The following is a 20608-nucleotide window of genomic DNA, read 5'->3' as shown; positions in this document are numbered from 1 at the left end:
ATCCAGCACAACGGGCCCATTTCGTCCCCGGCGGGCCGGGACGTTCCAGAAACGGCGCGCATGCGGACGAGGCGGGCTCGGGGCGTCATCTCAGCCGAGGTATCCGTTCTGGCGCGGGCACACGTGCCCCTCGGTGTCGAGGGGCAGCCCGCACAGGGGGCACGGCGGGCGCCCGGCGGCGACGACCTTCAGGGCCCGCTCGGCGAACGCGCGGGCCTGCGCCGCACTGATCCGCACCCGCAGCACCGCGATGGCGGGGTCGTCCTCGCCGACCTCGGTGTCCTCCTCGGTCTCGGTGACCTCCTGCGCCTCGATGACGACCTGCTCGTCGTCGGGGTCCCACGCGAGCGCCATCGTGCCGACCTTGAACTCCTCCTCGACCGGCTGGTCGAGCGGCCCGTCGTCGACCAGCTCCGACGGGGTGACGGCGGGCACCGGGGCCTCCCCGCCGCTGCGCCGCAGCACCTCGTCCAGCAGCTCCTCCAGCCGTTCGGCCAGCAGCGTCACCTGGAACTTCTCCAGGCCGACGCTGGTGACGCGGCGACCGGAGCGGGCCTGCAGGAAGAACGCGCGGTCGCCTGGCCGTCCGACGGCGCCGGCGACGAAACGCTCCGGCAGGTCGTAGGAGATGACGGGCATGACAAAGACCCTACGCGCCGCCGCCGGGGACCGCGTCACCCGGCCCGAGTCCCTCTCCGCCGCCGTCTTCACCGGACGATTCGGGCACGAGACCGGAGATGTCGCCGCCGGTGTCGTTGACGCGGACGACGAACGGACGCGTTTCGGTGTACCGGATGACGGTGAGCGACGCCGGGTCCGCCTGGATCCGCTGGAACTGGTCGAGATGGAGCCCAAGCGCGTCGGCGACGACCGCCTTGATGATGTCGCCGTGGCTGCACACGGCGTAGAGGGCGTCGGGGCCGTGGCCGGCGGCGATCCGCTCGTTCCAGTCGCGGACGGCGGCGACGGCGCGGTGCTGCGCGGCCGCGAGGGACTCGCCGTCCTCGCCGGGGAACCGGACGGCGCTCGGGTGGGCCTGCACGACGCGCCAGAGGGGCTCTTCGGCGAGTTCCTTGAGGGGGCGGCCCGTCCAGTCGCCGTAGCGGACCTCGCCGAACCGCTCGTCCGTCTCGATCTTCTCCGCGGGCGCGGCGTCCGGTCCGGCCGCCCGCGCCGCGGCGAGGGCCTCGGCGGTCTCGACGCAGCGTTCGAGGGGGCTGGCCACGATCGCGGCGAGCGGCAGCGGCACCAGCCGGGCGGCGAGCGCGGCGGCCTGCGCGCGGCCCCGCTCGTCGAGGGGGACCCCGGGCGTCCACCCGGCCAGGACGGGGCCGGTCATCGCGGTCAGGCCATGCCGTACCAGGAGAAGCGTCGTCACAGCGGCCACTCTAGGAGATGACCGGCGGTCCGGGACGCGGTGCCGTCCGCGCCGCGAATGCGGGACAATGCGGCGTGTGATCGTGGACAAGGCCATTTACGCCGACGGGACCCGTCGCGACATCGACGGCGACATCAGCGACGCCTTCGACCTCGCCCGGGAGGAGGGCGACTGCTTCGTCTGGATCGGCCTGTTCGAACCCGACGAGGAGGAGTTCGAGCTCGTCAGGGACGAGCTGAAACTGCATCCCCTCGCCGCCGAGGACGCCGTCACCGCGCACCAGCGGCCGAAGATGGAGCGCTACGACGACACGCTCCTCATCGTGCTGAAGACCCTCGCCTACGTCGACGAGACGTCCGACATCGAGGTCGGCGAGATCATGGTGTTCCTCGGCCCGGACTTCGTCATCACCGTCCGGCACGGCGCGGGCAACCCGCTCGGGCCGGTCCGCAAGCGGCTGGAGGACGCGCCCGAGCTGCTCAAGCACGGCGCCACCGCCGTCCTGTACTCGGTGTGCGACGAGGTCGTCGACCGGTACGGCGTCGTCGCCCACGAGGTGGAGATCGACATCATCGGCCTGGAGAAGGCCGTGTTCAACCCGGGCGCGCGGGACGTCACCGAGGCCGTCCACTCCCTCAAGCGGGAGGTGCTGGAGTTCCGCGGCGCGGAGGACCCGCTCGTCCCGGTGCTGGAGGAGATCGTGCGGGGACGGGTCGCCGAGTGCGGCTCCACCCGCGAGTACTTCCGCGACGTCCTGGACCACCTGCTCCGCGTCGACGAGCAGGTCGACGCGCACAATGAACTGCTCAACAGCGTCCTGACCGCGCATCTGGCGCTGCTCGGCAAGCAGCAGAACGAGGACATGCGGAAGATCTCCGCGTGGGCCGCGATCATCGCGGTGCCGACCGCGATCGCCGGGATCTACGGCATGAACTTCGACCACATGCCCGAGCTGAAGTGGACGTGGTCGTACCCGGTCGTGCTCGCTGTGATCGCCGTGATCTGCGTGCTGCTGTTCCGCCGCCTGCGCAGGAGCGGCTGGCTGTAGCCCGGCGGCGGACCAGGAGCGGCGGACCAGGAGCGGCCGACTCCGGCCCGGCGGCGGACCGCTACATTGACCGCCTATGAAGGAGCGTCACCTCGGGCGGAGCGGGCTGCTGGTGTCCCGGCTGGGCCTCGGCACCATGACCTGGGGGCGGGACACCGGCCCGGAGGAGGCCGCGGCGCAGCTCGTCGCGTTCGTCGAGGCCGGGGGCACCCTGGTCGACACCGCCGACGTGTACAACGACGGCGACAGCGAGCGGATCCTCGGGCACCTGCTGCGCGAGCTCGTCGACCGGGACGGCGTCGTCGTCGCGACCAAGGCGGCGATCAGGCCGAACGGCCGCTACGACGGCTCGCGGCGGCATCTGCTGCGCGCCCTGGACGCCTCCCTCGACCGCATGGACCTCGACCACGTCGACCTGTGGCAGCTGCACGTGTACGACCCGGCGACGCCGCTGGAGGAGACGCTGTCGGCGCTGGACGAGGCCGTCGCGTCCGGCCGGGCCCGGTACGTCGGCGTGTCCAACTACGCGGGCTGGCAGGTGTCCAAGGCCGCCGCGTGGCAGCGCGCCTGGCCGGGCCGCGCGCCCGTGGTGTCCGCGCAGCTGGAGTACTCGCTGCTGAGCCGCGACATCGAGCGCGAGGTCGTGCCCGCCGCGGTGGACGCGGGCGCGGGGCTGCTGCCGTCGTCGCCGCTCGGCCGGGGCGTCCTGACCGGCAAGTACCGGACCGGCATCCCCGCCGGGTCGCGCGCCGCCGCCTCGCACTACGCCGACTTCGTCCAGCCCTACCTGGACGACGAGTGCGCCCGCATCGTCGAGTCGGTGGTGACCGCCGCCGAGGGCCTCGGGCGCTCCCCGCTCGCCGTCGCGCTCGCCTGGGTCCGCGACCGGCCCGGGGTCGCCGCGCCGGTCGCCGGCGCCCGGACGGTGGCGCAGCTGAGCGCGATACTGGAGAGCGAGGACCTCACGCTGCCGAACGAGATCCGGGCGGCGCTGGACGACGTCTCCGACACCGCGACGGGAAGCCCGTGACCGACACCCCTGAGCACCCCTCTGAGCACCTCTCCGAAGGCGACGGCGCACCGTCGGCGGCCGAGCGGGCCGCGCGGGCCGCGGAGGCGATGCGCGCCGCCGAGGCCGCCGCCGCCGCTGTCTCGGCCGCCGCGCCCGCCGCGCCCGGCCCGGCCGCGCAGGACTCGCCGCACCGGCCGGAGCCGTCCGCGCAGGAGGGGTTGCGGGCCCTCGGCGAGCTGTTCGCCGAGACCGGCGTCCCCGCGCCGCTCGCCGCCCGCGCCGCCGCCCGGCTCGGGCCGTCCGCCGCCGGCGGGCTGCGCGCCGACCCGTGGCGGCTGCTGCGCGTCCCCGGCGTCCGGCCCCCGCAGGCCGACCACTTCGCCCGCGCGCTCCTCGGCCCGGACGCGCGCCCCGACGACCCGCGGCGCGGCCGGGCGCTCGTCCTGCACCTGCTCACGGAGGCGGCGCGCGGCGGCCACACGGTCACGCCCGCCGCCGACGTGGTGTCCGCGCTGGAACGCGTCCAGGTCGCCGACCCGCGCGGCGCCGTGGAGGCCGCGCTGGACGAGGCGGAGGTGCTCGCCCTCACCGAGGAGCCCGGGTTCGGCGCGGAGGATTTCGACGAGAACGACGGGGACGCCGAGCCGCCCGAGCCGGAGGAGACGCTCGGCCCGGCGCGGTGGGCGCTCGCCGAGGAGGCCGCGGCCGAGGGTTTCCAGCGGCTGACGCTCACCGCCGTGCCGCTGCTGGACGACGCGGCCGTCAAGGGCCTGCGCGACGGCCTGCCCGAGGACCGCTCCCTCGCGCTCACCGCCGCGCTGCGCACCGGCGTCAGCATCCTGCGCGGGACGCCGGGCGACCTCGCGCGCACGGCCCTCGCCGTCGCGTCCGCCGCCGCGGGCGAGGGCGTCCGCACGGCCGTCGCCGCCCCCACCGACCGCGCCGCCGCCGGCCTCGGAGGCGCGGACGGCATCGCGGCGACGAGCCTGCACCGGCTGCTGGAGCCGCGGGACGACCCGTCCGCCGCGCCGGGAGCCGTCGTCTACGGCCGCGGCGAGCAGCACCCCCTCGACCTCGACCTCATCGTCGTGACGGACGCGTCCGCGCTGGACGTCGAGCTGTGCGCCGTGCTCGTCGAGGCGTGCCCCGACGGCGCGCACCTGGTGCTGTGCGCCGAGCCCGGCGCCCCGCCGCCCGCCGGTCCCGGCCGTCCGCTGGACGATCTGGAGGCGTCCGAGACGGTGCCCGTCGTCGTGCTGGACGCCGCGCCGCCGTCCGACCCGATCGGAACGCTGACCGAGGCGGTGCGCGGCGGCGAGCTGACCGCCGTGGACGCGCCCGGACGCGAGGTCGTCATCGTGCCCGCCGAGGGCCCGGGTGAGGCGGTGCACAGGGCCGTCCAGCTCGTCACCGACTCGATCCCGCGCGCGCTCGGGATACCGGTCGAGGACGTCCAGGTCGTCGCTCCCGCCACGGGCGGCGAGGCGGGCGCCACCGCCCTGAACGCGGCGCTGAAGGCGCGCCTGAACCCCGGCCCCGGCAAGTTCGGCGGGATGGACCCGGGCGACCGCGTGGTCGTCGCCGCGCCGCTGCCGCACGCCCCGCTCGGCGAGACGGGGACGGTCACCGGCGGCGGCCCGCACGGCCTGGACGTCGAGTTCCCCGGCGGCGCCGCCGTCGTCTCCCCGTCGGACGCGTCCCGGCTGCGGCACGGCTGGGCCCTGACGGTCGCGCAGGCCCGCGGGACGCGCCGTCCCGCCGTGGTCGCGGTGATGTCGCCCGAGGGCCTGACCCGACCGCTGGCGGCCGCCGCGTTCGGGCTGGCCGGACGGCACCTGTCGGTCGTGCAGGCGGCCGGGCCCGCGCTGGCGAGGGCCGTCCGCGAGGGCGGAACGCCCGTACGGCGCACCAGGCTCGCGAGGCTGGTGCGCCAGTGAAGGTCGTGACGGGGTAAAGAGACCCCCGTGCCGCGGTTTAGGAACCCACCCGTATGGGACACGATGTCAACAAGGGTGAGGGACCGGCATCGGGTGGAGGAGCGACATGCCCCATCGGCTCAGGCGGCTCGGTTCGGCGTCGGCGGCGGTCACGGCGGGGGCGCTCGTCCTGCTCCCGCCTGCGCCCGCCGCGAACGCCGCCACCGCGGACACCTGCAAGAAGGGCACCGACCTCGCGAGCACCATCGACAACTTGGCGTGCAATCTCGGCAACCTCCGCGACGCTCTCCTCCCGGCGAGCCCCGCACCCCCGCCGAAGCCCACGCCGCCGAAGAAGCCTCAGAAGCCCGCGCCTGGGAACAACGGCGCCGAGGCGCCGGAGAAGGCGCCTCGCAAGCCCCCTCCGGCCGCTTCGGCTCCGCGCGGACGGGCGCCGTCCACGATGACCAATGCCGACGGGCTCGCACCGTACACGGACGGCCCGCCGCACGACGCGCCCCTGCCGCCAGGTGCCCTGCCCGTTCCCGAAGTAGCCAAGGTCCCGGACACCGACCGTCCGCCGGGGACGGTCGCCGCGCCGCGGACGCACCTCATCTCGCCCGTCGCGGCATCGGGGAACGACAGCGGCCAGACGCCGTGGGTCGCCGCCGCGGCCGGAGCAGCGGGCGCCGTGGCGGCCCTGAACCTCAGCGTCGCCGGACGCGCCCTCCGCCGCCGCGCCGCCGGACGCTGACCCGCCCGCCGGACACTGACCCGCTCGGCGGACGCCGACCGGCCTTCCGGAGCGAGAGGCCCCTCCCGCGCGGTGGGAGGGGCCTCTTCTACGTCCGGTGTCTGGAGGAGGCGAAGGTCAGCCCGCGGCGCCGATGGAGTGCAGGCCGCCGTCGACGTGGACGATCTCGCCCGTGGTCGCCGGGAACCAGTCCGACAGGAGTGCCGCGCAAGCGCGCGCGGTCGGCTCGCTGTCCTTGATGTCCCAGCCGAGCGGCGCGGCCTTCGGCCACAGCTCCGTCATGCCCTCGAACCCGGGGATGCTCTTGGCCGCCATCGTGGAGAGCGGGCCCGCGGCGACGAGATTCACCCGGATGCCCTGCGGGCCCAGGTACTTGGCCAGGTAGCGGGAGCACGACTCCAGGCCCGCCTTGGCCACGCCCATCCAGTCGTACACCGGCCACGCCTTGGTGGCGTCGAAGGTCAGGCCGACGACGGAGCCGCCCTCCTTCATCAGCGGCATGGCCGCCATCGTCAGCGACTTCAGAGAGTACGTCGAGGCGTGCACGGCGGTCGCGACGTCCTCCCACGGCGTCTCCAGGAAGGTGCCGCCGAGCGCGGTCTGCGGCGCGAACGCGATCGCGTGGACGACGCCGTCCAGGTGGTCGAAGCCGTGGTCGCGCAGGTTCCCGGCGAGGGCGCCGAGCTGCGCGGCGTCCGTCACGTCCAGCTCGATCACCGGGGGCGGCGAGTCGGGCCCGGACGGGAGCCGCTTCGCGGTCCGCGCCGTGAGCGTCGGGCGCGGGTAGGCGGTCAGCGCCACCTCGGCGCCCTGCTCCTGCGCGATCCGCGCGATGTGGAAGCCGATCGACGCGTCGGTGAGGACGCCGGTGACCAGGATCCGCTTGCCTTCGAGAATGCCCATGACCGTCAGTGCCCCATTCCCAGGCCGCCGTCCACCGGGATCACGGCCCCGGTGATGTAGGCGGCGTCCTCGCTCGCCACGAACCGCACGGCCTTCGCGACCTCCTCCGGCCTGGCGATCCGGCCGAGCGGGATCGCGGCCGTGATGGCCTTCTGCTGGTCCTCGGTCAGCACCGCCGTCATGTCGGTGTCGACGAACCCAGGCGCGATGACGTTCACGGTGACGCCGCGGGAGCCGATCTCGCGGGCGAGGGACCGGGCGAAGCCGACCATGCCCGCCTTGGACGCGGCGTAGTTCGTCTGCCCCGCCGAGCCCGCCAGGCCCACCACCGAGGAGACCAGCACGATCCGTCCGGTGCGCTTGCGCATCATGCTCTTCACCGCGCGCTTGGCGACGCGGAACGAGCCCGTCAGGTTCGTGTCGATCACGGACGTGAACGACTCCTCGCTCATGATCGCCAGCAGGGTGTCCTTGGTGATCCCGGCGTTGGCGACGACCACCTCGACCGGGCCCTGCTCCGCCTCGACCTTGCCGAAGGCGGCGTCGACGTCCTCGCTGCTCGTCACGTCGCACCGGACGCCGAACAGGCCGTCCGGCGGCTCGCCGGACCGGTAGGTGACCGCGACGGCGTCGCCCGCCGCGGCGAGCTCGCGGGCGATGGCCAGGCCGATGCCCCGGTTACCCCCGGTCACGAGGACAGAGCGACTCATCAGGACCCTCTCGTTCAGGCTGCGCGTTGGCTGCGGCACGACACTAGCGGCCGGGCGCCGCCCCGCGGATGTGCCGAACCGACAAGATCCGCCGACCCCGCTTTGTTCGGGGCGTGGGACGCGTGGGGCGCGGGGGTAGGTTGCGGAGGGTGCATGACATTGATCCCGCCTTCACCGCGCTGCCGCTCCGCGCGCTGGCCGACGCGGCCCTCACCCGGGCCCGGGAGCTGGGCGCCGAGCACGCCGACTTCCGACTGGAACGCATCCGCAGCCAGACGCTGCGCCTCCACGACGCCGCCGTGGAGACCGCGCTGGACGCCGACGACGTCGGGCTGTCCGTCCGCGTCGTCAAGGACGGCACCTGGGGCTTCGCCGCCGGCATCGACCTGACCCCGGACGGCGCCGCCCGCGTCGCCGCGCAGGCCGTGGACCTCGCGGCCGTCGCCAGGGCCGTGAACCGCGAACCCATCGAGCTCGCCCCCGAACCCGTCCACGGAGAGCGCACCTGGATCTCCGCCTACGAGATCGACCCGTTCGACGTCCCGACCGGCGACAAGATCGCGCTGCTGGCCGGGTGGAGCCGCCGCCTCCTCGCCGACGACCGCGTCGACCACGTCGACGCGACGATCATGCAGGTCAAGGAGAACAAGTTCTACGCCGACCTCGCCGGGACGGTCACCACCCAGCAGCGCGTCCGGCTGTATCCGGCGGTGGACGCCGTCGGCATCTCCGGCTCGCTGTTCGACACGATGCGGACGCTCGCGCCGCCCGCCGGGTACGGGTGGGAGTGGCTGTCCGGCGACCACTGGGACTGGGACGGCGAGCTGGCCCGAATCCCCGAGCTGCTCGCCGAGAAGCTCGCGGCGCCGTCGGTCGACCCGGGCGTGTACGACGTCGTCGTCGACCCGTCCAACCTGTGGCTGACGATCCACGAGTCCATCGGGCACGCCACGGAGCTGGACCGGGCGCTCGGCTACGAGGCCGCCTACGCGGGCACCTCTTTCGCCACGCCCGACAAGCTCGGGAACCTCCAGTACGGCTCCAAGGTCATGAACGTCACCGGGGACCGCACCGCCGAGCACGGCCTCGCCACCATCGGCTACGACGACGAAGGCGTGGAGGGCCAGGCGTTCGACATCATCTCCGGGGGCCTGTTCACCGGGTACCAGACCGACCGGCGCATCGCCCGCCTCACCGGCGCCGACCGCTCCAACGGCTGCGCGTTCGCGGACGCGGCGTCCAGCATGCCGATCCAGCGGATGGCGAACGTGTCGCTCCAGCCCGCCGAGGACGGCCCGTCCACCGAGGAGCTCATCTCGGGCGTCGACCGCGGCGTCTTCATCGTCGGCAACAAGAGCTGGTCGATCGACATGCAGCGCTACAACTTCCAGTTCACCGGGCAGCGGTTCTACCGCATCGAGGACGGGCGGCTCGCCGGGCAGCTCCGCGACGTCGCCTACCAGGCCACCACCACCGACTTCTGGAACTCGATGGAGGCCGTCGGCGGCCCGCAGACGTACGTGCTCGGCGGCGCGTTCAACTGCGGGAAGGGCCAGCCGGGGCAGATCGCGCCGGTCAGCCACGGCTGCCCCACGGCGCTGTTCCGCGGCGTCAATATCCTCAACACCCTGAAGGAGGCCGGGCAGTGACCAGGATCAGGCCGACCGAGGCCGTCGAGCGGGCCCTGGCGCTGTCCCGCGCCGACGACTGCGTCGTCATCGCCGACGAGATCAGCACCGCGAACCTGCGGTGGGCGGGCAACACCCTCACCACCAACGGCGTGACCCGGTCCAGCCGCCTCACCGTCGTCGCGCTGCGGAACACGGCGGACGGCGTCGCCGCGGGCGTCGTGTCCCGGTCGGCCGTCGACACCGGCGGCATCGAGGACCTGGTCCGCGCCGCCGAGGCCGACGCCGCCGGGAACGAGCCCGCCGAGGACGCGCGGCCGCTGGTCGCGGAGGGGCCCGCCGACGCGTCGGCGGGCTGGGGGGACGACCCGCCCGGGACCGGCGTCGGCGTGTTCGAGGGGTTCGCGCCCGCGCTCGGCGAGGCGTTCGCCGCGGCCGAGGCCGCCGACCGGCGCCTGTACGGGTTCGCCAACCACGTCGTGACCTCGACGTTCGTCGGGAACTCGGCCGGGCTGCGGGTACGGCACGTCCAGCCGACGGGGCTGGTGGAGCTCAACGCCAAGGGCGCGGGCGGCTCGGCGTGGGCGGGCGTCGCCACCCGCGACTTCGCCGACGTGGACGTCCCCGCGCTGACCGCCGACCTCGACCGCCGCCTGACGTGGGGCGAGCGGCGCGTGGACCTGCCCGCCGGGCGGTACGAGACGATCCTGCCGCCGTCCGCCGTCGCCGACCTGATGATCTACCTGTACTGGTCGGCGGGCGCGCAGGACGCCGCCGACGGCCGCACCGTGTTCAGCGGCCCCGACGGCGGCAACCGCGTCGGCGAGCGGCTCGCGGGCCTGCCCGTCACGCTGTCGAGCGACCCGGCCGCCGCGGGCCTGGAGTGCGCGCCGTTCGTCATCGCGCACGCGTCGAGCCGCGAGTCGTCGGTGTTCGACAACGGCCTGGCGCTCGGCGCCACCGACTGGATCCGCGACGGCGTCCTCACCTCGCTCATCCAGACGCGGCACTCGGCGGAGCGGACCGGGCTGCCGCTCACCCCGGCCGTCGACAACCTCGCGATGGCCGGCCCGGACGGCGGCGCGTCCCTTGAGGAGATGGTCGCCCGCACAGAGCGGGGCCTGCTGCTGACGTGCCTCTGGTACATCCGCGAGGTCGACCCGCAGAGCCTGCTGCTGACGGGGCTCACCCGCGACGGCGTCTACCTCGTCGAGGACGGCGAGGTCGTCGGGGCCGTGAACAACTTCCGGTTCAACGAGAGCCCCGTCGACCTGCTGTCCCGGCTCACCGAGGTCGGCGAGACCGGCCCGAGCCTGCCGCGCGAGTGGTCGGACTACTTCACCCGCGCCGCCATGCCCGCCCTGCGCGTCCCCGACTTCCACATGTCGACGGTGAGCAAGGCGACGTGAGGATGCGTGATCGGCCGCTCAGGCGTCTTCCAGGCGGAAGCCGACCTTCATGGTGACCTGAATGTGGGCGACCTCGCCGTCCTCGATCTGGCCGCGGACCTCGGTCACCTCGAACCAGTCGAGGTGGCGCAGGGTCTGCGCGGCGCGCCTGACGCCGTTACGGACGGCGGCCTCGACCGACTCCGGCGAGGTCCCCACGATCTCCGTCACCCGGTACGTGCGATCGGTCATCTCGTTCCTCCGATGCCTTTTTGACCAGTACTGCCGTCGTTTGACCCGTACTGCTGTCGCCAGCCGGACCCCATGGGCTTACCGTGGAAACGTGAAGCCCAATCACCATCGGGAGAAGGCGGTCTACACCGTCACCGACGCGCCCCTCCCCATGTCGGAGGACATCGGGCACCGGCAGCGGCGCTACCTGGTGTCCATGGGCGTCCGGACGGTGTGCTTCGTCGGCGCGGTGCTGGCCGCGGTCGCCGGCGCGCCGGTGTGGCTGGTGATCCTTCTGGTGGTCGGGGCGCTGTTCCTGCCCTACGTCGCGGTCATCTTCGCCAACGGCGGACGGGAGCCGACGGCCTCCGCGAGCTTCGGCGACCCGGTACGGCGCGAACAGAAGCCGGTTTCCGGACAGCGACCAGAAATCGGGTCGTGACATTCTCTTGACTAACCGCGGGGGGTTTCGGTGTACGATTTGTACCGGCGCTCTGGTCCCCCGTCGGAGCGCCCGTGCCGGTGTTCCGGGCCCCCGTCGGAACACCGATGATGCGGCGCCGGGTGGATTGCCCCCGTATCCACCCGGCGCCGCTTTTCAATGTCCTGGATCTTCCCTGGCGCTTCGCCGGGTCGTCGATGACCCTTCTGTGACCCGTCCTTGACGGTCCGTCCCGGGTGAACCGCGTCCGCGAGAAAACGCAAGCCCCGGCGGTGGCCTGCTCCGGCCACGGTCCGAAATCCGGCCCGCGTGAACTTCTCGGCCCCGGATCCGTGGGTGCCCTGCGGCGTCCCCGGCGCTGCGCCGTCCGTCAGAGCGAGATGGTCATGGACCGACCCGATCGGGTCCGCGATGCGTACTGCTGAGCGCCGACATTCGCGTCCCCGCGCCCGAGGGGAGGTCCCGTGGACCCAGGATTCCGGCTGGACGGCCGCTACCGCCTGGAGCGCCGCGTCGAGCGGCGCGGCCCGGCGCAGGTGTGGGCCGCCCGCGACGATCTGCTCGCCCGCCGCGTCGCGGTGACGCTCGTCGGCGTCCCGCGATCCAGGCGGGACCTGCGCCGGCGGCTGCGGAACGCCGCCCGCGCCGCCGCCGCGCTCGCCCACCCCAACGTCGTGACCACCTACGACTACGGCGAGGCGGAGGGCGCCGACGGGGACGCGCTGACGTACGCGGTGACGGAGTACCTCGGCGGCGAGTCGCTGGCGGCGCGCCTCACACGGGGCCTGCCCGCCGCTCAGGAGGCCGTGGGCGTCTGCGCGCAGCTCGCCGACGCACTGGCCGCCGTCCACGCCTGCGGGATCGCGCACGGCGATCTGAGGCCCCGGCAGGTGTTCCTCACCGCGGACGGCGTGAAGCTCCTCGGCCTCGGCGTCACCGGCGCGCTCGCCGCCTCCGCAGGCGGCCCGGACGACACCCCGGACGACGCCGGGACGACGGGCGCGGACGGGCGGGCCGAGGACGTGCTGGCGTTCGGCCGGATCCTCGCCGAATGCCTCACCGGCGACCCGGACGCGGATCCGCGCCCGGGCGACCCGGAGGCTGGGCCGGGCCCGCGCGACGCGGAGGCGGGGCCGGGCCCAGGCGACGCGGACGAAGTGCTCGCCGACCTGGCCGACCTGGCGGCGCGCTGCCGCGCGGACGACCCCGGCGAGCGGCCCGCCGCGGCCGACGTCGCCCGGATCCTGGCGGCCCAGGCGACGGAGACGGCGTTCCTGCCCGTCGTGGAGGAGCCCGGCTCCCCCGCCGCGGATCGCGGCGGGTCGCGGTGGAGCGGGCTGGGACGGGCCAGGCGGGCTGCGGTGCTCGGCGGCGCGGCCGCGGCGGTGCTGGCGCTGGCCCTCACCCCGCTCGGGGTGATCGCGTCGTCGCTGTCGGACGCTCCGCGCGGCGTGGCGCTGCCGCCGCTGCCGCCGCCGAGCCGCTCCGCCGCGGCGCCGCCGTCCCGTCCGGTGGCGGAGCCGGGCGGTCCCTCCAGGGCGCCGTCCGCCAGGGCGCCGTCCGCCACGGCGGAGCCGCCCCGCGCGGCCGTCCCGGCGGCCGAGACGCGCGCCGTGACGGTCAGCGCGCTCGCCCGGATGCGGCGCTCGATCGACGTGGGCATCGCGGCCGGCGAGGTCGGGCCGCGGTTCGGCGGCGAGCTCGCCCGCGAGGTCAGCACGCTGCTGAACCAGGTGGACGGCGGCGAGCCGGTGGACCTCGGCGGCCGCGTGGAGCGGATCCGCGCGGCGATCGCCGGCCGGGGCCCGGACGAGGTGTCGCCCGGGCGCGCCGCCGGCCTCACCGCGCTGCTCGCCGAGGTGCCCGTCCGCTTCTGAGCGGCCGGGGCCTTTTGCCGGGAAGACCACAATGAGACGAACATCACATCTGCACGACCGAGACAGGTCATCAATACGTCTCATGGAGATCGGCGATGAGCGGACCGCCCGCCCGTGTCCCGCGCCGCGCGATTGGTTCTAGAATGCGATTCGAGTCAGGTTGGCGTTCCGCCAGCCGGGGAGCGAGAGGGGACCCGCGTGCGCCGCACCCTGTTCGGCGAGGACCATGAGGCGTTCCGGGCCATGATCCGGGCGTTCGTCGAGGCCGAGGTCGTGCCCGTCTTCGGCGACTGGGAGGACGCGGGCCACCCGCCGCGCGACTTCTACCGCAGGCTCGGCGAGCTCGGCGTGCTCGGCGTCCAGGTCCCCGAGGAGTACGGCGGCGCAGGCGAGACCAGCTTCAAGTTCCAGGCGGTGGTCTCCGAGGAGTGCGCCCGCGCCGCGGTGAGCTTCGGCGGCTACTCGGTGCACGTCAACCTCGTCCTGCCCTACCTGCTGAAGTACGGGTCGGCGGAGCAGAAGAAGCGGTGGCTGCCGGCGTTCGCGTCCGGCGAGATGATGACGGCCATCGCGATGACCGAGCCCGGCACCGGATCCGACCTCGCCGGCATGCGGACGACCGCGCGGCGCGACGGCGACCACTACGTCCTGAACGGCGCCAAGACGTTCATCACCGGCGGCGTCCTCGCCGACCGGGTGCTCGTCGTCGCCCGCACCTCCCCCGCCGCGCCGGACGACCGCCGCACGGGCCTGTCGATCCTCGCGGTCGACACCCGGAGCGAGGGCTACTCCGTCGGCCGCAAGCTGGAGAAGATCGGCCTCCGCAGCTCCGACACCGCCGAGCTGTCGTTCAGCGACGTGCTGGTCCCGGCGGACGACCTGCTCGGCGAGGAGGGCCGCGGGTTCGAGTACCTGACGCACAACCTGGCCGAGGAGCGCCTCGGCATCGCCACCAGCTCCTACGCCTCCGCGGCGGCCGCCGTGGAGTTCGCCCGCCGGTACGTGCGGGAGCGGACGGTGTTCGGCCAGTCCGTCGCGTCGTTCCAGAACACCAAGTTCGTCCTCGCCGAGTGCGCCACCGAGGTCGAGGCGGCCCGCTCGCTCGTGGACCGCTGCATCGAGGCCCTCGACGCCGGGGAGCTGACGCCCGCCGACGCCGCCGTCGCCAAGCTGTTCTGCACCGAGGTGCAGGGCCGCGTCGTCGACAAGTGCCTCCAGCTGCACGGCGGCTACGGCTACATCCTGGAGTACCCGATCGCGCGGCTGTACGCGGACGCCCGCGTCACCCGCATCTACGGCGGCACCAGCGAGGTGCTCAAGACCATCATCGCCAAGGACCTCCAGGTCTGACGGCCCTCGCGCGCGCGGCGGCGTGATCCGGCGGTGTGATCAGTAGGTGCGGGCGGCGGCGAGCTCGCGGGCGAGAACGGCCGGGGCGTCAACGAGGGACGGGCCGTACCAGGTCAGGTACCGGCCGTTCACCAGCGCCACGTCGACGCCCGGGAACGACTCGGGGCCGTCGTCCTCGGAGAACCGGTAGGGCTCGTCCGGCAGGACGACCAGGTCGGCGCCGGACGCGTTCAGCTCGCCGAGCGGGATCTTCGGGTAGCGGTCGGCGTGGCCCGCGTAGACGTTGCCGACGCCCAGGCGGGACAGGACGTCGCCGGTGAAGGTGTCGCGTCCGACGACCATCCACGGCCGCCGCCAGATCGGGACGACGGCCGTCCGCGGCTTGCCCGGCTTGCCCGGTGTATCTGGCGTGCCCGGCTTGCCCCGTGTGACGTCCGACCAGGTGCGGGACGCCTCGTCCAGCCAGCCGGGCACGGGGACGCGGCACGCCTCGGCCAGGACGCGGCGCAGGGACGCCAGCGCCTCGTCCACGGTGCGGATCTCCGTCATCCAGACCGGGACACCGGCGGCGCGCAGCGCGTCGACGTCGGCGGGACGGTTCTCCTCGGTGTTGCCGAGGACGACGTCCGGCCGCAGCTCGGCGATCCTGTCCAGGTCGGGGTTCTTGGTGCCCCGCACGCGCGGCACGTCCAGGCCGGCGGGGTGGGTGCACCAGTCGGTGGCGCCCACCAGCAGGCCGGTGGCGGTCGCCGCGACCGTCTCCGTCAGCGACGGGACGATCGACACGACCCGGCGCACCCGCTCCGGCACGGGAACCGGGGCGCCGGTGTCGTCCACGACCGTCATACGTGCTCCTTGTGGGGGGCCGGCCTCCGCACCCCCCGGTTCGCCGCGCTCATACGTTGCGGCGGTACTGGCCGCCGACCTCGAAGAACGCGTCGGTGATCTGCTGGAGGCTGCACACGCGGGCCGCGTCCATCAGCACCGCGAACACGTTCTCCCCGGCGCGGGCCGCGTCCTGGAGGGCGGCGAGCGCCGCCTGCGCCTCGTCGCGGTGCGCGTCCTGGTAGCCGCGGACCCGGTCGAGCTGGGACCGCTTCTCGTCCTCGGTGGCGCGGGCCAGCTCGATCGTGTCGGGCGTCCCGTCGCCGGAGCCGGGGCCGCGGAACGTGTTGACGCCGACGATCGGCAGCGAGCCGTCGTGCTTGCGCTGCTCGTACAGCATCGACTCGTCCTGGATGCGGCCGCGCTGGTAACCGGTCTCCATCGCGCCGAGGACGCCGCCGCGCTCGCTGATGCGATCGAACTCCACCAGCACGGCCTCCTCGACGAGGTCGGTCAGCTCGTCGATGATGAACGACCCCTGCAGCGGGTTCTCGTTCATCGCCAGGCCCCACTCGCGGTTGATGATGAGCTGGATCGCCAGCGCGCGCCGCACCGACTCGGCCGTCGGGGTCGTGACGGCCTCGTCGTAGGCGTTGGTGTGGAGGCTGTTGCAGTTGTCGTAGATGGCGATGAGGGCCTGCAGCGTCGTGCGGATGTCGTTGAAGTCCATCTCCTGCGCGTGCAGGGAGCGGCCGGACGTCTGCACGTGGTACTTCAGTTTCTGGCTGCGCTCGTTGGCGCCGTACCGGTCGCGCATGGCGACGGCCCAGATGCGGCGGGCGACGCGTCCGAGGACGCTGTACTCCGGGTCCATGCCGTTGGAGAAGAAGAACGACAGGTTGGGCGCGAAGTCGTCCACGTCCATGCCGCGCGCCAGATACGACTCGACGTAGGTGAACCCGTTGGCGAGGGTGAACGCGAGCTGGCTGATGGGGTTCGCCCCGGCCTCGGCGATGTGGTAGCCGGAGATGGACACCGAGTAGAAGTTGCGGACCTTGTTGGCGATGAACCATTCCTGGATGTCGCCCATCATCCGCAGCGAGAACTCGGTGGAGAAGATGCAGGTGTTCTGCCCCTGGTCCTCTTTCAGGATGTCGGCCTGGACCGTGCCGCGCACGGTGGACAGCACGCGCGCGCGTATCTCGGCCGTCTCCTCCTCGGACGGCCCGCGCCCGTGCTCCTCGTAGAAGGCGTCCAGGCCCTGGTCGATGGCGGTGTTGAGGAAGAACGCCAGGATCGTCGGCGCCGGGCCGTTGATGGTCATCGACACCGACGTCGTCGGCGACGACAGGTCGAACCCGTCGTAGAGGGCCTTCATGTCGTCCAGCGTCGCGATCGACACGCCGGACGTGCCGACCTTGCCGTACACGTCGGGACGTTCGTCCGGGTCGCGCCCGTACAGGGTGACCGAGTCGAACGCCGTGGAGAGGCGGGTCGCGGGCTGCCCTTCGGACAGCAGCTTGAAGCGGCGGTTGGTGCGGAACGGGTCGCCCTCCCCCGCGAACATGCGCGCCGGGTCCTCGTTGTCGCGCTTGAACGGGAACACTCCGGCGGTGAACGGGAACCGTCCGGGCAGGTTCTCGTTGCGGAGGAACCGCAGCAGCTCACCGTGGTCGGTGTAGCGCGGCAGCGCGACGCGCGGGATCCGGCTGCCCGACAGCGACTCCCGGGTCAGCCTGGTGTGCAGCTCCCTGTCGCGGATCTTCACGACCTGCTCGTCGCCGGAGTACGACTCCACGACCGCGGGCCAGCCCTCGATCAGGCCGGCGTTCTCCGGCGCGACGTCCCGGCGCGCCTTGGCCAGGAGCGCTTCGACCTCGGACGCGTCCGTCAGCTCGGCGCGGACCTCGTCCAGCCGCTGGACGCGCCGCACCGCCCCGATCTGCCTCACCGTGTCGGCGTGGTAGCCGCGCACGGTCTCGGAGATGTCCGACAGGTACCGCACCCGGCCCGGCGGGATGACGGTCGCCGCGCCCGTCGACACCTTCGTCGTGATCTCCGGGAGGACGCCGTCCTCCAGCCGCAGGCCGTGCTCGCCGAGCAGCCCGCCCAGGTGCTGGTAGAGCGCGGTGACGCCGTCGTCGTTGAAGGTGGCGGCGCTGGTGCCGAACACGGGCATGTCCTCGGGGCGCTGCCCGAACGCCTCCCGGTTGCGGACGAGCTGCCGCGACACGTCCCGCAGCGCGTCGGCCGCGCCGCGCCGCTCGAACTTGTTGATCGCGACGACGTCCGCGAAGTCGAGCATGTCGATCTTCTCCAGCTGCGTCGCGGCGCCGAACTCGGGCGTCATCACGTACAGCGACACGTCGACGAGCGGGACGATCGCGGCGTCGCCCTGCCCGATGCCGGGCGTCTCCAGGACGACCAGGTCGTATCCGGCGGCCTTGCAGGCGGCGACGATGTCCTCGATGTTCTCGGGCAGCTCCCGCGCGCCCCGCGTGGCCAGGGAGCGGAAGAAGACGTGGTCGCCGTCCAGGGCGTTCATCCGGATGCGGTCGCCGAGCAGCGCGCCGCCGCCGCGCCGCCGCGTCGGGTCGACGGCCAGGACCGCGACGCGCAGCTTGTCCTGCTGGTCGACGCGCAGCCGCCGCACCAGCTCGTCGGTGAGGGACGACTTGCCTGAACCGCCCGTCCCGGTGATCCCCAGCACGGGGACACTCCGCTTGCCCGCCGCCTCGGCGAGCAGCGCCCGGTCGCCGTCGGGCAGCTTCCCGGCCTGGAGGCAGGTGATGGCCCGGGCCAGCGCGTGCCGCTCCCCCGCCACCACGGCCTCGGCCGGGACGGGCTCGGCGGCGAGGTCGACGTCGCAGTCGCGCACCAGCTCGTTGATCATCCCGGGCAGGCCGAGCCGCTGGCCGTCCTCCGGCGAGAAGATCCGCACCCCGGCGCCGGACAGCCGCGCGATCTCCTCGTGCACGATCACGCCGCCGCCCCCGCCGAACACCTTCACGTGCTCGGCCCCGGCCTCCTTCAGGCTGCGCGACAGGAACTCGAAGTACTCGACGTGCCCGCCCTGGTACGAGCTGATCGCGACGCCCTGCGCGTCCTCCTCGAGGACGGCGTCGACCACCTCGCGGACCGACCGGTCGTGCCCCAGGTGCACCACCTCGGCGCCCTGCGACTGCAGGATGCGCCGCATGATGTTGATCGCCGCGTCGTGGCCGTCGAACAGGGCCGCCGCCGTCACGAACCGCACCGGGTGCACCGGCGCGTGCAGTTCCCCCGCCACCGTCCTCACCTCAACCCTTGGACATCCAATATTTGGAAGTTAAAATAGTTTCCATGCGCGAGCCAGTCAAGACCACGCACGGCACGACCGCGTACGGTGGGCCGGTGCCCGACATGCCCGATCCGATCGCCGAGGCCCGCCGCCAGTGGAGCCTGCGGTGGCCCGAGCACGCCGACCACATGGCGGCCGTGACCTCGGTGATGCGGGCCCAGCAGCTCCTGCTGAGCCGGATCGAGGCCGTCCTCAAACCGTACGCGCTGACGTTCGCCGCCTACGAGGCCCTCCGGCTCCTCGCCTTCACGCGCACGGGCACGCTCCCCATGGGCAAGATGGGCGTCCGGCTCATGGTCCACCCCGCCTCGGTCACCAACGTGATCGGACGCCTGGAGGCGCGCGGCCTCGTCGGGCGCGCCCCCTCCCCCGACGACCGCCGCGTCGTCCTCGCCACCATCACGCCCGCCGGGCGCGAACTCGCCGAGGAGGCCACCCTGGCCCTCAACGAGTCCGGCTTCGGCATCGCGGGCCTGCCCGCCGCGCAGGCCGCCGAGATCACCACCGCCCTGCACCCCGTCCGCCTCGCCGCGGGCGACCTCGACTGACCCCGGACCCGGCGTCCAGCGGGCGTCTCCGGTTCGGCGGGCGTCTCCGGTTCAGCGGGCGCGGAGCCAGGCGTCGATCAGGTCGGCGGCCTGGGGACGGGAGCGCGGCAGGTAGTGGGTGTCCTCGACGAGTTCGAGGGTCTTGTCGGACGCGGCGAGCGCGCCGAAGATCGCGCGGGCGTCGCTCTCGTACACGCCTTCGTCGGCGGTCGCGTGCACGACCAGGGACGGGACGGTGACGCGCGCCAGATGCGGACCGGCCCCGCACTTCGACGTGCGCAGGCTCCACATCGACAGCCAGGTCCGCAGCGTGCAGAGCGAGCCGATGCCGTACACGCCGTAGTTCGCCCTGAGCGGGTCGCCGAGGTAGCAGCGGTTCGGCTCTCGGTCGGACGGCTCGATGGACGGATCGATCATCCGCAGGTCGGCCCAGGTGCGGTGCAGGGTGAACAGGGTGTCGCGGGCGCGGGCGGCTTTCAGGGCGTCCAGGCGAGCCAGGGCCCAGTCGGTGATGCGTTCGTTGCGGGCGCGCTGGGCGGCGCGGTACCGGGCCTGGAATTCGGGTGTGTAGGGCGGGCCGTTGCCGGGGTCGAACGGGTCGAGGGCGGGGTCGGCGGACAGCGGGTCGGTCTCGTCGGTCACGGACGCGTCCATCCAGGCGGTGAGCACCTCGGGACGGCCGGAGTGCGCGGCGAGCGCGACGAACAGGTCGCCGGGCGGCAGGTCCTCGATGGCGGCGACGGGACGCATCCCGGCGACAGGCGTGACGTTGGGCTCGGCGGCCTGCGACTGGTAGGCGGCCATCAGCGAGCCGCCTCCCGAGTTGCCGAGCAGGACGATCCGCTCCGCCCCGGCCCGGTCGCGGAGCCAGCGGACGCCGACGCCGATCTCCGCGAGGGCGTGGTCGAGGAGGAAGTGGGCCTCGTCGCCGCGGAAGCGGGTGTTCCAGCCGAGGAAGCCGTGCCCGCGGGCCGCGAGGTGTTCGGCGAGGTAGTGCTCGGAGAAGTCGACGTTGTAGTGGGCCGCGATGAACGCGGTCTTCGGCGGCTCCCCCGCCGGACGGTGGTAGACGCCCTGGCAGGGGTGCCCGCCCGCGCCCGCGCGCCCGGCCAGGGGCGACGGCAGCCCCACGAACTCCCTGACGATCTCGCCCATCCGGCGCCTCCGGTCGATACCGAATCGCGTTCTGATCGTAGGGGGCGGGCGGTGCCGGGTATGGGCCTTCGACGGGTCCTCGGCGCCTGGATGCGCAGAACGA

General features: G+C 73.6%; 18 protein-coding genes. 10 read left to right on the top strand and 8 right to left on the bottom strand.

The genetic code is table 11. From position 1 onward, the window contains the following. Positions 1–90: 90 nt before the first annotated feature. Both ACH34T_RS05055 and ACH34T_RS05050 read right to left on the bottom strand, forming a co-directional pair. A complete protein-coding gene (locus ACH34T_RS05055; RefSeq protein WP_395990754.1) occupies positions 91–639 on the bottom strand; it encodes a DUF3090 domain-containing protein in 549 nt (182 codons plus the stop codon). Between the two features lie 10 nt (positions 640–649). After that, the gene (locus tag ACH34T_RS05050) at positions 650–1378 is read right to left on the bottom strand and encodes an MSMEG_4193 family putative phosphomutase (RefSeq protein ID WP_395990753.1); all 729 of its coding nucleotides are present in this window, start codon (positions 1376–1378) and stop codon (positions 650–652) included. 76 nt (positions 1379–1454) lie between these two features. Between ACH34T_RS05050 and corA the strand changes: the two genes are divergently transcribed. The 4 genes from corA to ACH34T_RS05030 all read left to right on the top strand — a co-directional run bounded on the left by corA (position 1455) and on the right by ACH34T_RS05030 (position 6108). Further along, on the top strand, positions 1455–2426 hold the full coding sequence (corA, locus tag ACH34T_RS05045; RefSeq protein ID WP_395990752.1) for a magnesium/cobalt transporter CorA: 972 nt from the start codon (positions 1455–1457) through the stop codon (positions 2424–2426). Between the two features lie 76 nt (positions 2427–2502). Continuing rightward, positions 2503–3456 carry an aldo/keto reductase gene (locus ACH34T_RS05040; protein WP_395990751.1) on the top strand — a complete coding sequence of 318 codons (954 nt, stop codon included), beginning with the start codon at positions 2503–2505 and terminating at the stop codon, positions 3454–3456. Next, a complete protein-coding gene (locus ACH34T_RS05035) occupies positions 3453–5375 on the top strand; it encodes a helix-hairpin-helix domain-containing protein (protein ID WP_395990750.1) in 1923 nt (640 codons plus the stop codon). The genes ACH34T_RS05040 and ACH34T_RS05035 overlap by 4 nt, the downstream gene beginning before the upstream one ends. Positions 5376–5481: 106 nt before the next feature. Next, positions 5482–6108 carry a hypothetical protein gene (locus ACH34T_RS05030; protein ID WP_395990749.1) on the top strand — a complete coding sequence of 209 codons (627 nt, stop codon included), beginning with the start codon at positions 5482–5484 and terminating at the stop codon, positions 6106–6108. A gap of 117 nt (positions 6109–6225) precedes the next feature. On the opposite strand, the gene fabI is transcribed toward ACH34T_RS05030, so the two are convergent. Both fabI and ACH34T_RS05020 read right to left on the bottom strand, forming a co-directional pair. Continuing rightward, positions 6226–7011, bottom strand: coding sequence for an enoyl-ACP reductase FabI (gene fabI / locus ACH34T_RS05025; protein WP_395990748.1), 786 nt, complete (start codon positions 7009–7011; stop codon positions 6226–6228). 5 nt (positions 7012–7016) lie between these two features. Continuing rightward, positions 7017–7721 (bottom strand): beta-ketoacyl-ACP reductase, encoded by a 705-nt coding sequence (locus ACH34T_RS05020; protein WP_395990747.1) that lies wholly within the window; start codon positions 7719–7721, stop codon positions 7017–7019. Between the two features lie 149 nt (positions 7722–7870). On the opposite strand from ACH34T_RS05020, the gene ACH34T_RS05015 reads away from it, so the two are divergent. After that, positions 7871–9370: a TldD/PmbA family protein gene (locus ACH34T_RS05015; RefSeq protein WP_395990746.1), complete on the top strand. Its 1500-nt coding sequence runs from the start codon at positions 7871–7873 to the stop codon at positions 9368–9370. A gap of 5 nt (positions 9371–9375) precedes the next feature. Further along, positions 9376–10758, top strand: a complete 1383-nt coding sequence (locus ACH34T_RS05010; protein ID WP_395990864.1) for a metallopeptidase TldD-related protein — start codon at positions 9376–9378, stop codon at positions 10756–10758. A gap of 18 nt (positions 10759–10776) precedes the next feature. Here the strand turns inward: ACH34T_RS05010 and ACH34T_RS05005 are convergent, their stop codons facing one another. Further along, a complete protein-coding gene (locus ACH34T_RS05005) occupies positions 10777–10989 on the bottom strand; it encodes a dodecin (RefSeq protein WP_395990745.1) in 213 nt (70 codons plus the stop codon). A 91-nt stretch (positions 10990–11080) separates the two neighbouring features. Between ACH34T_RS05005 and ACH34T_RS05000 the strand changes: the two genes are divergently transcribed. From ACH34T_RS05000 to ACH34T_RS04990, 3 genes are all read left to right on the top strand, one after another. Further along, a complete protein-coding gene (locus tag ACH34T_RS05000) occupies positions 11081–11410 on the top strand; it encodes a DUF3099 domain-containing protein (protein ID WP_395990744.1) in 330 nt (109 codons plus the stop codon). 464 nt (positions 11411–11874) lie between these two features. Next, entirely contained in the window at positions 11875–13287 is a 1413-nt protein-coding gene (locus ACH34T_RS04995) for a protein kinase (RefSeq protein ID WP_395990743.1), read from the top strand. Positions 13288–13485: 198 nt separating this feature from the next. Further along, positions 13486–14637 carry an acyl-CoA dehydrogenase family protein gene (locus ACH34T_RS04990; protein WP_395990742.1) on the top strand — a complete coding sequence of 384 codons (1152 nt, stop codon included), beginning with the start codon at positions 13486–13488 and terminating at the stop codon, positions 14635–14637. Between the two features lie 39 nt (positions 14638–14676). On the opposite strand, the gene ACH34T_RS04985 is transcribed toward ACH34T_RS04990, so the two are convergent. Both ACH34T_RS04985 and icmF read right to left on the bottom strand, forming a co-directional pair. Further along, positions 14677–15483 (bottom strand): helical backbone metal receptor, encoded by an 807-nt coding sequence (locus tag ACH34T_RS04985; protein WP_395990741.1) that lies wholly within the window; start codon positions 15481–15483, stop codon positions 14677–14679. 49 nt (positions 15484–15532) lie between these two features. Further along, positions 15533–18751, bottom strand: a complete 3219-nt coding sequence (icmF, locus tag ACH34T_RS04980) for a fused isobutyryl-CoA mutase/GTPase IcmF (protein WP_395990740.1) — start codon at positions 18749–18751, stop codon at positions 15533–15535. 53 nt (positions 18752–18804) lie between these two features. Between icmF and ACH34T_RS04975 the strand changes: the two genes are divergently transcribed. Further along, complete coding sequence (locus ACH34T_RS04975) at positions 18805–19350, top strand: MarR family transcriptional regulator (protein ID WP_395990739.1); 546 nt, start codon at positions 18805–18807, stop codon at positions 19348–19350. A gap of 51 nt (positions 19351–19401) precedes the next feature. Here the strand turns inward: ACH34T_RS04975 and ACH34T_RS04970 are convergent, their stop codons facing one another. Next, positions 19402–20505 (bottom strand): alpha/beta hydrolase, encoded by a 1104-nt coding sequence (locus tag ACH34T_RS04970; protein WP_395990738.1) that lies wholly within the window; start codon positions 20503–20505, stop codon positions 19402–19404. Positions 20506–20608: the final 103 nt, after the last annotated feature.

The sequence above is a fragment of the Actinomadura sp. 9N215 genome, from assembly GCF_044326345.1.
In the GTDB taxonomy this organism is placed as follows: domain Bacteria; phylum Actinomycetota; class Actinomycetes; order Streptosporangiales; family Streptosporangiaceae; genus Spirillospora.
The sequence above is the reverse complement of the archived record's forward strand: the minus strand, read 5'-3'. Positions and strand labels throughout refer to the sequence as shown.